This window comes from Stenotrophomonas sp. STEN240 (assembly GCF_056756175.1).
This window is the reverse complement of sequence record NZ_JBRRBO010000001.1, coordinates 194,952-208,764: the sequence shown is the minus strand read 5'-3', so window position 1 is coordinate 208,764 and position 13,813 is coordinate 194,952. Positions and strand designations below refer to the sequence as shown.

The following is a 13,813-nucleotide window of genomic DNA, read 5'->3' as shown; positions in this document are numbered from 1 at the left end:
GCGCCGATCTCCACCCCGAAGGCGCAGCAGATGGCACAGGTCCAGATCGTTTCCGATGGCGTCAATTACCGCCACCACATCCGCAGCGGCGAGCACGCGCTGGTGGCCGACGAACCAGTGAGTCTGGGTGGCCAAGGCGGCAGGCATGGCTCCCTTCGATCTCTACCTGGCTTCGCTTGCCGCCTGCACGGCCATCACCCTGCGCATGTAGAGCATCGGCAGGGGAACATTACGAACTTGGCCAAAAGCGGCCTAGGTAGTTGAAACACATGGAGAATGTTGCGGGACGCAGTGCTACATTAGAAGCGGCTTCCTGCCATCTCGAGATGCGTACGGCTTGAGACGACTGTGCTTTCGTTCGACCGAGACCTGACCTTCTGCACGGCTTAGCCGGGCTGACGCAAGTGCCCACCTAGATCAGGAGGGCTTGTGATGTCATAAGGCGATCTACGTAAAATTACTGAGCGGAGCACGGTGGAAATCCTCTTGCCACCGTACCTGGGGCAAACCAGAGTGTGCCTGGATCTTTAATGTCGGCGCGCAAGCTGAGTCGTTTCAGTCCACTGGTTCGAGTCGAGTGTTCGACCTGAGCTGGAGCGTCTCCCAGTACATCCAGCCAAAGTCGAGCCCATGCCATGCGCTTAGTGCCCTGCGTCGTGTTCTCCCTGATGATCTCGGTCCTGGTGCTTCCGGCGTGCCAGCGTCAGCAAGGCCATCCCGATTCTGCAGAAGCAGCGCCGGCGGCGGCCCAACCCGCCCCGACCGCCAGCCAAGAAGAGTCAGAGGCGCGCGCCATCTCCAAGGATGCCTACATCTATGCCTTTGCGATGCTTGAAAACTACAACACGCTCTACAAGCAGGTTGCCGATCCCAAGGCCCCAGAGTATGTCGGCGGCTTCGGAAAATTCCGGCACTACTCCCAGCTGTACACGCCGGACAACCACGACGTCGTGACACCCAACAACGACACGCCATATTCATGGGCGTGGCTGGACCTTCGTGCGGAACCGTGGGTAGTCACCGTGCCCGAGGTGGCCGAAGGACGCTACTACGTTCAGCAGTGGGTGGATCTTTTCACCTACAACTTTGCCTATATCGGTTCGCGCGCCACCGGCAACGAAGCGGGCAGCTACCTCATCGCCGGCCCCGGCTGGCGAGGCGACAAGCCGGACGGCATCAAGGCCGTGTTTCCCTCCGAGACGGCACTGGTGCTGACGCTCACCCGCACCGCGCTGAACGGCCCCAACGACATCGCCAACGTCAAAAAGGTGCAGGCGGGGATGACGCTGCAGCCACTGAGCAGTTACCTGAAGACCCAAGCGCCCCCGGCCGCACCGCAGATCGAGTTCCCTGCGTATGACGCCGGCAAGGTGCATTCACGCGATTTTATCGGCTATCTCAATTTCCTGCTGCAGTTCACTCAGCCGACGAATCCGGAAGAGGTCGATCTGATGCAGCGTTTCGAGAAGATCGGTATCGGCCCTGGGCGCCCGTTCGACGCTACGACCCTTAGCCCGGCGCGCCTGGCCGCGATTGATGCCGGCATCGCCGATGCCAAAGCGGCCATGGCCGAGAAGGCCAAGGCGACGCTCTCCTCCAATGGCCTGTTCGGCTCGCGCGCGTTCCTGAAGAACGACTACCTCACCCGCGCCATCGCCGCCGAGAAAGGTCTGTACGGAAACTCGATCGAGGAAGCCTGGTACGGCGGCTATGTAGGCAACGGCAACAAGCCCTCGACGATCCACTTCAGCAAGGACACCCTGCCGCCGGCGAAGTTCTTCTGGTCGGTCACGTTGTACACACTGCCGGACCGATTCCTGTACGCCAATGACCTGAAACGCTACTCCATTGGTGATCGCACCCCGGAACTCAAGTACGACCCTGACGGCGGACTGACCCTGTATGTCAGCCACGTCTCCCCGGGCAAGGATAAGCAGAGCAACTGGCTGCCGGCGCCGGCCGGGCCCTACAGCGCAGTGGGGCGTGTTTACGGCCCAAGCCCCGCCGCCATCGAAGGCAAGTGGAACCTGCCTCCCCTGCAGCCGGTTCAGACACTCACGCCTTGATTCGCGCAGGACTATGTCGGCGAACCAGACCACCGAGGAGATACCGCATGCACGATCATCGAATTCCGTCCGCTCCAGGGATCGGGATGCTCCTTGCCCTGGCCGGCTGCATCACACTCAGCGCCTGTAGCGAGCGGGCATCGTCCGGTAAGGAGAAGGACGCGGCCGCCACCGCAAGCCAACCGACTCCGCCCGCGCAAGCGCCGGTAGATGCTTCAGCGTTGGACGAAGCCCGGACGACCGCAAGGGACGCTTATGTCTACGGTGTCCCGATGGTGGACACCTACAAGACCGTCTATGCGTTCAACGTCGACACCGCCAACCCGCAGTACAAGGGGCCGTTCAATTCCATCCTGAACATCGCCCGGGTGTTCACCCCGGACGACACCGCTTTCGTCACGCCGAATTCGGATACGCCCTATTCCTTCGCCATGCTGGATCTGCGGGCGGAGCCGGTCGTCATTGCCGTGCCGAAGATGGAGAAAGATCGCTACTTCGTTTTCCAGTTGATGGATCTCTACACCTTCAATTTCGACTACATCGGCAGTCGCACCACCGGCAATGACGGCGGCAGCTTCCTGATTGCAGGGCCGGGCTGGAAGGGCGAGGCCCCCAATGGCATCAGCAAGGTGATCCGGTCTGAGACCGACCTGGTCAGCGTGGTTGGACGCACACAACTGTTCAACGCCGCCGACCTCGAGAACGTGAAGAAGATCCAGGCCGGTTACAAGGTGCAGCCGTTGTCAGCGTTCGCGGGTACGCCGGCGCCGCCGCCCGCGCCAGCCATCGCATGGATCAAACCAACACCGCCCGCGCAGGACCGTACGTCGCTGGAGTTCTTCAATCAGCTGGCGTTTCTGCTGCAGTTCGCGCAGCCGCCGCACCCGAGTGAGGCTGCCCTGCGCGAACGCTTTGCCACGCTGGGTATCGAGCCGGGCAAGCCGTTCGATGCCAACCAACTATCGCCGCCGATGCAGGCCGCGCTCAAGGAGGGCATGGCCGAAGGGCAGAAGCAGATCGATAACAAGCGCGCGTCGCTGGGCGGCAAGACCGATGCCCTGTTCGGCAGCCGGGACTTCCTGAAGAACGACTATGTCGCCCGTGCCACCGGTACGCAGGTCGGTATCGGTGCGAACTCCCGCGAAGAGGCGATGTATCCCATCCTGGACAAGGATGCCAATGGCCAGCCGTTGGACGGCAGCAAAGGAGCGTACACGCTGCACTTTGCAAAGGATCAACTGCCGCCCGTCGACGCCTTCTGGTCGGTCACCATGTACGGACTGCCGCAGCAGTTGCTGGTCAAGAATCCGATCGACCGCTATCTGATCAACTCGCCGATGCTGCCCGAATTGAAGAAGGACCCCGACGGTGGGCTGACGATCTACGTCCAGGCGGAATCGCCCGGTAAAGAGAAGCAGGCCAACTGGTTGCCGGCACCCAACGGGCCATTCGTCATGTTCATGCGCTACTACCGCCCCAAGCCTGCATTGCTGGAGAACCGCTGGACCACCCCCGACGTGGTCAAGACGCCTGACGTCGCCGGCAATTAACTGCACAATCTTCTGCACGGAGACGCGCATGGCACAGCACTATCCCACAGCGTTGCCAGACTGCCATGGTTGGCTGGGGACGGAGACCATCAACACCCGCTACGGGGAGTTCCAGTTCCGCAGTCGCTATCCCGAGGCTGACAGCGCGCAGCGGTTGTGCGACTGGCAGCTGCTGAACCGCGCCGTCGAGGTGTACACGACGCATGTGCCCGCAGTCTCGATGTTCTAGTTCCGCAAGGGCCTGGCCGACTGGGGTATCAGCCAGGCGAACGAGGTGGTCATCTGGGAGTCCCTGATGGACTCCAAAACGCTGTTGCTGACGGCCAAAACCGATACCGTTTACATGATCGGATTCCTCGACCTTCGCCGCGACGGCCCCACGGTGATCCAGGCGCCGCCGGCATGCTTGGCCTTCTCGATGACATGTGGATGCGCTACGTGACCGATATCGGCATGGCCGGCCCGGATAAGGGCCAGGGCGGAAAGTATCTGATTCTTCCTCCCGGCCATGACGGTCCGGTTCCCGAAGGCTATTTTGTCTCACAGTCTGCGACGCACGGGGTATGGATGCTGCTGCGGGCTATCGACTCTGAGCCCGCCGATGCGACGGCCCGCTTGAAGCAACTGCGAATTAACCCGCTGGATATGCAGAACCACCCGCCTGCGATGCGATTCGTTGATGGCTCGGGCAAGCAGATCGATACCATAGCGCCCGACGACTACCGGTACTTCGAGCAATTGGGGCTTGTCGTGCAGGCCGATTCAGCAGGGGCGTTGACCTCGCTGGAGCACTTCTACCTGGCCGAGCTGGGCATGGGATCCGGCGTCATTTTCGCCCCGGATCAGAAGATGGCGGCGTTGCTCGCCGAGGCGGCAGCCATCGGCCAGGCCTTGGTCCGGATGAGCTCTTTCGCCTCCACCGATCCGGCCGCTGCTGTATACCCGGATCGTCATTGGCGGTGGGCCTTCCTGGGCGGCAGCCATACGTTCGATGCCCAGGGGTACGCCAATCCGGATCGCCGCTCTGCTTTCGCGTATGCCGCCACGGGTAACACACCCGCCATGACGTCGCAGGTTGGCGGCGCCGGTTGCCAGTACTACTTGGACGCCCTTCGACGGCTCTGGGGCCTACCTGGACGGTGGCCAACACTACAGCCTCCACCTGCCCCCGACATTCCCGTGAAAGACTTCTGGTCCGTTACGGTCTATGTCGCTGGCAGCCGCTCAATGCTCCGCAACGGCACGCGCTTCCCCAGCGTCAGCCAGTACACCGATCCCCACTTCAATGCCGGTGGCTCGATCGACATCCACTTCGGCCCCGACGCGCCGCAAGGCCGGGAGCAGAACTGGATCCGCACCGTGCCAGGAAAGGGCTGGTTCCCGATCCTTCGGTTCTATGGCCCGTTGCAGCCCTTCTTCACCAAGACGTGGAGGCCCGACGACATTCAGTGCACGCAATGAAGTTCAAGCGCTCTGGTGCCTTCACCCAATCAGGAGACGCCCCCATGACGGTTGCAGCAAAACTGTTGGTCCTGGGCTGTGTGCTCTTCGCCACCGACGCTGCCGCGCAGAGCGCCGGCACGGACGCCGCAGCGTCCAGCGAAGATATCGCGCGCAAGCTGGCGGATCCCGGCGCGGCATTGATCTCAGTGCCGTTCCAGTACAATTACCAGGGCTCGGTCGGTCCGGGCGGCGACTTTCACACCCAGCAATTGAAGATTCAGCCAGTGATCCCCTTCGTGGGTGAGAACGGCAAGCTCATCCTGCGGCCCATCCTGCCGCTGAGCTGGAACCAGTTCCCCGAGGACAAACACGGCACCGGCGATCTGTTCGTGCAGGGCTACTACATCCCCAAGACCGCCGCCGAGGCGCGCGGTACCGAGATTGGGTTCGGTGCCGCCGTATTGCTCGATACCGCTTCGCACGACAGTCTCGGCACCGGAAAGTACTCGCTGGGTCCAGCGTTCATCCTGGTGAACAAGACCAAATCGTGGACCGTGGGCGCGCTGGCCAATCATGTTTGGTCGATCGGCGGCGATAGCGATCGGGAGGATGTCAGCAGCACCAGCGTGCAGCCCTTCGTCACCCGCAACCTGCCTGACGGCTGGTCACTGAGCTTCACCTCGGAGACTAACTACAACTGGAAGGCGGCTAGGCGCGATGCCTGGACTGTTCCGATAGGCGCCACTGTCTCCAAAGTGCTGCGCTTCGGGCACACCCCGGTGAGCCTGGGCCTGGGCGGGTTCTACAACGTGGACCGGCCGCAGTTCGCCAGCCGATGGACAGGGCGCTTCTCGGTCACGCTTGTTTTCCCAGAGTAGCCAGCATCAATCCCGCGACCTCTGCCACGGTCCCGTCAACTGGAACGATCAATCGCGATGACCAAGTGGCCTGTGCGACACGCGCACAGACGCTGCACCTAGGCCGGCACTGGCTAACCCGGCTGCGCTCGCGCATAGGACGAATCAGTGCCTTAGATGTGATGACAATGCGCGCTGCACCAGGTCAACGCCGACGCACCCGCCCACTCGTTGCAGAAGTTGGATCAAACAGGTCCAACATCCATTCCCTGAGCGGCCTCCAACGTGGTGCTCGGACGAGGGTAGGTGTTGACCTTCGATGACCGCTTACCGCTGGAAGCGGACATCAGGGGGCAGAATTATTTTGCGCTCAAGCTCGGAGTCAGGTCACGACGCCGAGAGTACTGATGAAGAGAATCTACAAGTCACAATGTCTTGCTATGTTCAACATCTCGATCGTAATTCAGGCCGAGCGCATATGTCTTGGCCAAGTCCCACTTGATGTCGGTCTCGAGCACCCTGAACGAAGGACCGAAGTACTCCCAAAACACCCACTTCCCCTTTGGTTCCCAGTACTCAGTGATCAAACTGGTGATGCTTTTATCGTCTCGAAGCCGATTGTGCAGCTCATGTATCAGCCGAAACGGCGCCTTGTGGAAAACACTCATCTCGACTCGATAGACCTTGATGTCACACTGAGCTAATCCGGGTTGGCTCATCAAGAATCGCGCTGCAGCTTCGGCGCTATCAGCGGCAAAGACGCAAGTTGAACGCGTGGGAAGTCCAGATGGTCGCATCCGTTCGAGTTCTGCAACGACGTTCAAGTAATAGCAAGTTGGCGAACTTGCAGTGATTACGTTACCGACGGCCAAATCGCTGGTAGTTGCGTGAAAGAGAGTCGCGTCGCTGTTTGACATTAGGGTCAACTAGTATTTTGTTGGCTAAATGCTAGTTCAGTCTCGTGGGCATCGTAAGCCGGATGACGTATGGATCTGCTTTTGGTAAAAGGTGGGCGCCGGCACTGCGGTCAGATTCCCGCTTATAACCGAAGACCGCTCTCGGCCGAGGCTGTGTAAAAACGCCTGACCACCGAGCGCGGGCGAGTTGCCCATGCATACGCCATGTCCATGCGGACGATGGCATCGCAATTTTCAAGCCGCGATTGCCTTCAACATGCCAGGCATGCCGATGATCTTGATCATCCGCTTCATGTTGTAGGCCAGCACGGCCAAGCTGATCTCGGTTCTGACCTTCGGCAACGTCTTGGTTAGTAGCGGCGTAGTGCCCAACCACGCCTTGAGGGTGCCGAAGACATGCTCGACCGTCTGACGCCGCGCAACGGCGACCTGTGGTCTGGCGTCGAGCCGCAATTGCATCGCCTCAAGCACGTGTTCGTGCTCCCAGCGGCTGATCCGCCTGTGGCGCGCTGTGCTGCACTGTTCGCGCATCGGGCAGGCAGGACAGGCGGATGACCAATACTTGCGCAGCGTCAGGCCGTTTTCTTCGCTGGTGAAGCGATGCGTGGCCTGCTCGCCGGCCGGGCAACGATAGGCATCCAGCGCCGGCTCGTAAACGAAGTCCCGCTTGTCGAAGCGCCCTTCGGCTTTGCTGTTCGAGGTCAGCGGCTTGAGCACGAGCGGGATAATGCTGTTTTGCTCGCAGGCCAGGATCTGTGGGGCGTTGTAGTAACCACGATCGGCCAATGCGGTCAGGTGGTCGCTGCCCAACGCGGCTTTGGCCTTGAGCGCCATGGGAGCAAGCTGCGTCCGATCATGTCCGATGTTGGTGACCTCGTGGGCCACGATCAGGTGATGCTCGGCGTCGACCGCGGCCTGCAGGTTGTAGCCCACCGTGCCGGTGGCGCGCCCCGTCGAGGTCATCGACCTAGCATCGGGATCGGTCAGCGAGATCTGGTGATCGGGCGCTTCCTGCAACTGCTGTTCAATACGATCCAGCGCTGCCATCTGTTCGCGCACCTTGGCCAGCTTGCCACGCAGCTGCGGGACGCGCGCCTCGGTCAGCAGTGCCGGATCGCGATCGGCCCGATCCAATTCGGCGAGATAGCGGGCCACGCTCTCGTCGAGCTGGCTGCGCCGTGCCCTGATCTTGCCGACTGTGAAGTTACGATCGCGGCTGTTGACCGCCTTGAACTTGCTGCCATCGATCGCGACCACGGCATGCGAGAACACCTTCATCCTCCGGCACAACGCAGTGAAGCGACTGCACACCGCCACGATGGCGGCGCCGTTGTCCTTGCGGAAGTCGGCGATCGTCTTGAAATCGGGCGCCAGACGCCCCGTCAGCCAAATTGCCTCTAGGTTGCGCTGCGCCTCACGCTCCAAGCGGCGGCTGGACTGCACTCGGTTGAGGTAGCCATAGATATAGATCTTGAGCAGCGCAGCCGGGTGATAAGCGGGTCGGCCACCGGCGGCACGGCTGGCGGCATCGAAGCCCAGTGACCCGAGATCCAGCGCATCCACGAAGGCGTCGACGAGGCGAACGGGATTGTCCTGGTGGACGTAATCCTCGAGCCGATCAGGCAGGAGAAGCGCCTGGGTCCGATCCACGCCATCGACGAATCGCTTCATGATCAGCACCAATCGAAGAGTGTCTTGATCTTGCCAGCGATGCCTGGGTTTTCACACAGCCTCGGCCAGTAGCGGACGCTTCCAAGACTTGCACTATGCCGGTTCCGACGTCGGGTTGATGAGATCCAGACGTGCCGACTCGAATGAACGAATCTCACCAACTAGCTCTGAGTGAAAGACGTCCACCATCAGATCGTCGGCTACGGATATGAACTCTGAATCGACGAGCCTCGTGCGGCTTTGCCGTGCTACAAGGTGCACCTCAAGCCGTGCACTCCAGTGCGGCGGAGCGTGCCGGTCTGCGTAGACCACTCCGTGACGGATCGTGAGGAGAATCTACGCGCGGGGAATTGATGGAAAAAAGGGCATGAGCGGCATATTACTAACGCATGGGGATATATATGCAGCCCTACCAGTTCAAGCGCATCCCGAGCTTTCCGTTCCACGCCGTCTCGTCACCGTCCAGGCTCCAGTTGTAGTCGATGTCGGCGTACAGATAGCCCGTGTCGCTGACCTGCCACGTGCCGCCCAGGCCAACCTCACCCCAGCTGCCCCCCAGATCCACCGCGAACGGCACGTAGCCGCTGTTGGTCGCGAAGCGGGCGCTGGGTGCGCCACGGAACTCGTGCCAGAGGTTCGCACGCAGCCATGCGTTGCTGGTGCGCACCATGCCGGCGCGGTTCTCACGCTGGCCGTTGCGGTTCAAGCGCGCGCCGAACCGGCCTACCAGTGAATCGCCGTCCTCGAAGCTCACTTGCAGGGTGTCCTCGCGCAGGTCGTCGACGTCGATCTGCTGCCAGATCACCTGGGCCTGCGGCTCCAGCCGCCAGCGCCCGTCTTCAATGGTCAGGCCGTCGCCGTCATTGAGCACGAAGGGCCATCCGCCCTCGAGCGACAGCGCCATTCCGGTCGCGTCCAGTAAGCTCTCGGTGCTGCGCGGCGACTTCACCCGCATGTCGTACCAGGTGTACTGACCCACGGCATCGAGGTACGCGCCTTCGGCACTGAACGCGGTCCAGTACAACCCGACCGAGCCCGCCTTGAACCGGTCATTGCCGGCGTGGATGCGGTAGTCCAGGTAGTTGTGGCGGACGTTGCCCTCGCCCTTGCCATATGCCAGATAGAACCCCGCATGGCGGCGGCTGAGGTCGCCGGCATCGATGTGGCGGTACAGGTCGGCACCGATCTGCAGGGCGTCGAAGCGGTAGTCGAAATCCGGGCCGCGGTCGCCGTAGATGCCGCGCCGGCCACCGTCGTGCTCACCATCGTGGCCAACGTACCGCAGCCAGGCGCCGTTGAATCCGCTGCGTCGCGTATCGAGATCGTCGCGCTGGCGCAGCAGTTGCTCGTCGCCGACCCGCTCGTGAAGGGTATCGATCAGCGTGCGCCCATACACCTGCGCCATGGCCGGCGCAGCGGCGATCAGGGAGACTTCCTGCCGGTAGGCGGGAGGCAGCCGGGGTTCCGGGTCCGGGTCCGGGTCCGGCGCGGGCGGCGCCGGCGGCTCGGGCGGCAGATTGGGCGGGCATGGCGGGATGGGCGCGCCCGGTGCGGCGCAGTCGATGGCAGTGCGCAGGAACCAGCTGTTCTCCACGTCCGCGCCTCCGTCGGCCGCAGCGCCACCACGGTACAGGAAGTATTCGTAGGGTCCGGCAACCACCGGCGCTGCCAGGCGGAAATTGTCCGGCGCGCTTGTCGCGGCAAGCGCCTGCACCACGCGGATGCCGTCCGCCCGCGTCAGATCGCCCAGGCCACCGCTGGCGTGTATCTCCAGCTGCCCCGGCCCACTGCTGGCGCCGCCGGACACCACCAACTGATCGGAAGGCGAATCATCGGCAGCCAGCCAGGTGTTGAGCACCAGCGTCCCATCGCCGCCATAACCGGACACGGTGAGCGTTTTGTATCCGGAGGCCACGCTCGGGTCGCCCGCGGGCGGCGCGAACAGGATCCGGCTGCGCGTGTTCTGCACCGTGGTGAGGTTGGAGCTGCCGCTCATGTTCCACAGCGAGTCCTGCAGGAGGAGATTGGCTGCCGCGCCCGGATCGGTCAGCGCTGCGCCATTGAGCGCGCTCCGGGTGGCCGTGATGTCGGCAACGGTCGGCGTCTGCGCGGCCGGCAGCGCGAACACGGCCGAGGCCGTGGCCGTTGGCAGCGGCGTGGACGGGTCATCCGGCGGCAGGTCCGGTGGCAGGTCGGGCACCACGGCGTCGAGCAGCTCGAAGTTTTCGATATTGCCCACATGCAGCCACAGCCCGTCGCCGGTGGCCGTGACCGTATCCAGCGCGATGTCGGCCGCGCCAATGGCCGCCACGGCCGGCCCTGCGTCACTGCTCAGCCCGGTGCCGGTCACTGCCGCCGACGCGGCTGCCGGATCGCCGCGCACGAACAGCGCGACGGCACCCGGGCCGTGGGTGGCGATGGTCGAGCCATCGACCTCCACGCGCCCGCCATTCCAGGCAATGGCCCCGTGGGCGAGCTCACCGGTGGTATCCACGCGGCTGCCGCCGGCGAGGGTCAAGCGGCTGTTGCCCGCCCACGAGATCAGTCCATGGGCCTGGATGCCGGTGGTACCGACCGTGCTGGCAGTGGCGTTGAGCAGGCTGTCGGCATACCCGGCCAGGCCGTATCCATGCCAGCCGCTGGTGTTGATGGTGACGCCCGTGGCGTCGATGCGCCCTGCCCCGGCCGCGCGTGCGCCGATCGAATCGGTGCCGCGCGTAGAGACCGTGACGTTGGCGATCGTGGCGCGCCCGTCCACGCCCTGGATGTTGAAGCCCTCGCTGAAGTCGCCCAGCGTGGTGATCGTGTTGCGGGCGCCGGTGGGCGCGCCGCTGAGCGGATCGACATTCATCCAGACCCGGCCCCCGGCTGCACCCGCGTAAACGCCGTGGCCGCTGATCCCCGAGGCGACGAAGCTGGCCGGGTCACTGACCGGGTTGCCGGCCGCATCCACCGGCCGGCCGAAGGTGGCCAGGCCGGGATCGGTGCCGAGCAGCACGCCGGTGTAAATGGTGTCGCCGCCGGAGATCAGCGTGCCGGGTGTACCGCCGCCTGCGTTGAGGGTCATGCCTGGGCGGCCGGAATTGATGATGGTGACGCCCGCGCTGTCGATGGTGCCGCCGGTCGCATTGAGGCCGCTGCTGCCGGGACCGCCGGCGCCGATGTACAGATCGCGCGCGGTCACCCGCGTGGCCGCGCCGTCGGAACGGATCCCGCCGCCGCTTCCCGACGTAAGCAGTGTGGAATCTTCCACCGACAACTGCGCGCCGGCCTGCGCGTAGATCGCATTGGAATTGATGTCCAGCGTGCGCACGGTCAGCCGGGACAGCGTGGCCTGCGGGCCGGGGCTGCCGGTCGTGCCCTGCACCAGCACCCCGTTCGAACTGAAACCGCGGGTGGTGATGACCGCGTTGGACGCCTGCAGGCGCGAGGTGGCCGTCGCCGACTGCGCCACGACAATGCCGGAACTGTTGTTGCCGAACGTGTCGATCCACGTGGTGGTGCCAAGTGGCGTGCCGTCGGCGGCGACATCCACCTGCAGGCTGCCACCGGTGGCCGAGACCTGTGCGCCGTTGGCGCCGGTGTTACTCACCGCCACGTAGGCGGCCGGGTCCGTGGTGGGGTTGCCGCCGGCATCCAGCGGCAATCCGTAGTCGGCACTGGCAGGGTCGCTGCCGAGCACCACGCCGGTAACGATGCGGTTGCCCTGGCTGAGCAGGGTGCCGCCGGTGGCGACCTGCAACCCCACGGCGGCATTGCCGCCACTGATGCCGGACGTATAGACGGTACTGTTGGAAAGCGTGACGCTGCCGCCCGCCAGGGCATAGGCGCCAATGGGCGCGTTTCGCTGCAGGGTGGAGATGCGCAGGCCGTCCGCCACCACGCTGCTGCCGGCGCCATCGGCCCGCAGGCCGTTGCCGGATTGCCCGCCTGCGATCACGATGCCGCCGCCGGTGCCACTGAGGGTGACGTCACCCCCGCCACTGGCGAATACCGCATACGCGTTCTGGCCGGCCACGCGGATGTCCGCGTTCTGTACCTCGACCTGGGCGGTTCCGCTGGCCGAAAGACCGTGCGCGGTGGTTCCGGAGGTAGTGACGTTGACGCCGTCCAGGACCCCGTTCGCGTCGATGAAGCCCAGGCCCCACGCGCCGGTTCCGGTGGTATCGATGGACAGTTGCGACGCCTGCAGGAACGCGCCCGATGCGAAGCGGGTGCCGACGTTGTTGTTGCCACGACTGACGATGTTGACGTTATTGATGTCGAACCGGGCACCGCCTGATGCGTTGAGACCGTGGCTGCCGTTGCTGGTCCCTGCCCCGGTTCCCATCACGTAAATGGCGGCGTCGTTCAACTGGACCGTCCCACCGGAGGCGCTGATTCCGTGTGCGGCAGTAGCCGCTTTGCCCACATAGGCGTCCGGAATGGTCACGAGGTTGCCACTGGCATCGACCGGCAAGCCATAGGTGGCCGGATTGCCGGCCTGGGTGCCGAGCACGATGCCCGTTGCGATCAGATCGCCGCGGCCGGTGAAGCTACCGCCGACCACCTGCACGCTTTCGCTGTTGGCCTGTGATGTGTAGAAACGCGTTCCAGTGGAGGTGAGCACGCTGCCGGCTTCGGCGCGGGCGGCCGGGCCACCCGCGCCCAGCCGGCTGACGGTGGCGCCAGTGGCAAGGAAGTTGATGGCGCCGCCGCTGCTGGCGCAGGCAGTCGCTGTACTGGCCGTGCTGGTGATCAGGGCGACCGCGCCGGTGGCGTTGATCACGCCGCTGTTGACGGCGAAGAAGGCCGGCGCACCGGCTGTCGTGGGGGCGTAGGTGCCACTGGGCACCGCGACGGTGGTGCCATTGGCACGCACCTGTCCGGCAGGAACCGTGCCGGATACGGTGCTGCAGATGGCGGCGTTGACATCCTGCGCGCGCACGGTCGTAGGCGCCAGTGCGACCACGCCAAGCAGCAGCACGCAGGGAATGACCACCGCTCGCGGGCAACCGCCCACCATTCGGAGCACAGGCGCGCTGTGGACCGCACCACGACGGCGAAATTCCATCGACTGCATCCTTGAGCCTCTCGATGGCCTGATCCGCAATGAACGCGTCCGGTTCGTGAATACCGGGGACCCCGAAGGGCGGTGTTGCACGTGATTGAGGCAGGTCGACGGACGGAGTCTGCGCGTTGCGCCCGATCAGCGCCTCTGCGGTTCTACGCAGGTTTTTCCAGTAAAACTACGGTGGCATCAGGGTGAATCTGGCTTGGCACCAGGGTTCTGTCATCCTTCACTTCACACTTACGCTCAATGCAGCTGA

The 13,813-nt window shown here is 63.7% G+C and carries 8 protein-coding genes and 2 pseudogenes; 7 read left to right on the top strand and 3 right to left on the bottom strand.

All coding sequences use genetic code 11. The features are described from left to right. Positions 1-30: 30 nt before the first annotated feature. The 7 genes and pseudogenes from ACVOKO_RS00825 to ACVOKO_RS00795 all read left to right on the top strand — a co-directional run. Positions 31-208 (top strand): annotated as a pseudogene (locus ACVOKO_RS00825) (OsmC family protein); the annotation flags it as partial. 460 nt (positions 209-668) lie between these two features. Continuing rightward, complete coding sequence (locus ACVOKO_RS00820; protein WP_346496336.1) at positions 669-2,066, top strand: DUF1254 domain-containing protein; 1,398 nt, start codon at positions 669-671, stop codon at positions 2,064-2,066. 272 nt (positions 2,067-2,338) lie between these two features. After that, entirely contained in the window at positions 2,339-3,616 is a 1,278-nt protein-coding gene (locus tag ACVOKO_RS00815; RefSeq protein ID WP_346496334.1) for a DUF1254 domain-containing protein, read from the top strand. Positions 3,617-3,644: 28 nt separating this feature from the next. After that, positions 3,645-3,845 carry a hypothetical protein gene (locus ACVOKO_RS00810; RefSeq protein ID WP_346496332.1) on the top strand — a complete coding sequence of 67 codons (201 nt, stop codon included), beginning with the start codon at positions 3,645-3,647 and terminating at the stop codon, positions 3,843-3,845. A gap of 66 nt (positions 3,846-3,911) precedes the next feature. Further along, positions 3,912-4,168 (top strand): annotated as a pseudogene (locus ACVOKO_RS00805) (DUF1254 domain-containing protein); the annotation flags it as partial. A 15-nt stretch (positions 4,169-4,183) separates the two neighbouring features. Next, entirely contained in the window at positions 4,184-5,077 is an 894-nt protein-coding gene (locus ACVOKO_RS00800; protein WP_346496458.1) for a DUF1214 domain-containing protein, read from the top strand. Continuing rightward, positions 5,074-5,937, top strand: coding sequence for a hypothetical protein (locus ACVOKO_RS00795; RefSeq protein WP_346496330.1), 864 nt, complete (start codon positions 5,074-5,076; stop codon positions 5,935-5,937). The genes ACVOKO_RS00800 and ACVOKO_RS00795 overlap by 4 nt, the downstream gene beginning before the upstream one ends. Positions 5,938-6,341: 404 nt before the next feature. Here ACVOKO_RS00795 and ACVOKO_RS00790 read toward each other — a convergent pair whose 3' ends face one another. The 3 genes from ACVOKO_RS00790 to ACVOKO_RS00780 all read right to left on the bottom strand — a co-directional run bounded on the left by ACVOKO_RS00790 (position 6,342) and on the right by ACVOKO_RS00780 (position 13,557). Continuing rightward, positions 6,342-6,740, bottom strand: a complete 399-nt coding sequence (locus tag ACVOKO_RS00790; protein ID WP_346496328.1) for a hypothetical protein — start codon at positions 6,738-6,740, stop codon at positions 6,342-6,344. Positions 6,741-7,067: 327 nt separating this feature from the next. Next, positions 7,068-8,504 carry an IS1182 family transposase gene (locus tag ACVOKO_RS00785; protein ID WP_346496326.1) on the bottom strand — a complete coding sequence of 479 codons (1,437 nt, stop codon included), beginning with the start codon at positions 8,502-8,504 and terminating at the stop codon, positions 7,068-7,070. Between the two features lie 409 nt (positions 8,505-8,913). Further along, the gene (locus ACVOKO_RS00780; protein ID WP_346496324.1) at positions 8,914-13,557 is read right to left on the bottom strand and encodes an autotransporter outer membrane beta-barrel domain-containing protein; all 4,644 of its coding nucleotides are present in this window, start codon (positions 13,555-13,557) and stop codon (positions 8,914-8,916) included. Positions 13,558-13,813: the final 256 nt, after the last annotated feature.

What these genes read in the sequence shown, in the direction of transcription:
- ACVOKO_RS00820 (WP_346496336.1), top strand. Translation starts at nt 669, where the DNA reads ATGATCTCGGTCCTGGTGCTTCCGGCGTGCCAGCGTCAGCAAGGCCAT.
- ACVOKO_RS00815 (WP_346496334.1), top strand. Translation starts at nt 2,339, where the DNA reads ATGGTGGACACCTACAAGACCGTCTATGCGTTCAACGTCGACACCGCC.
- ACVOKO_RS00810 (WP_346496332.1), top strand. Translation starts at nt 3,645, where the DNA reads ATGGCACAGCACTATCCCACAGCGTTGCCAGACTGCCATGGTTGGCTG.
- ACVOKO_RS00800 (WP_346496458.1), top strand. Translation starts at nt 4,184, where the DNA reads ATGCTGCTGCGGGCTATCGACTCTGAGCCCGCCGATGCGACGGCCCGC.
- ACVOKO_RS00795 (WP_346496330.1), top strand. Translation starts at nt 5,074, where the DNA reads ATGAAGTTCAAGCGCTCTGGTGCCTTCACCCAATCAGGAGACGCCCCC.
- ACVOKO_RS00785 (WP_346496326.1), bottom strand. Translation starts at nt 8,504, where the DNA reads ATGAAGCGATTCGTCGATGGCGTGGATCGGACCCAGGCGCTTCTCCTG.
- ACVOKO_RS00780 (WP_346496324.1), bottom strand. Translation starts at nt 13,557, where the DNA reads ATGGAATTTCGCCGTCGTGGTGCGGTCCACAGCGCGCCTGTGCTCCGA.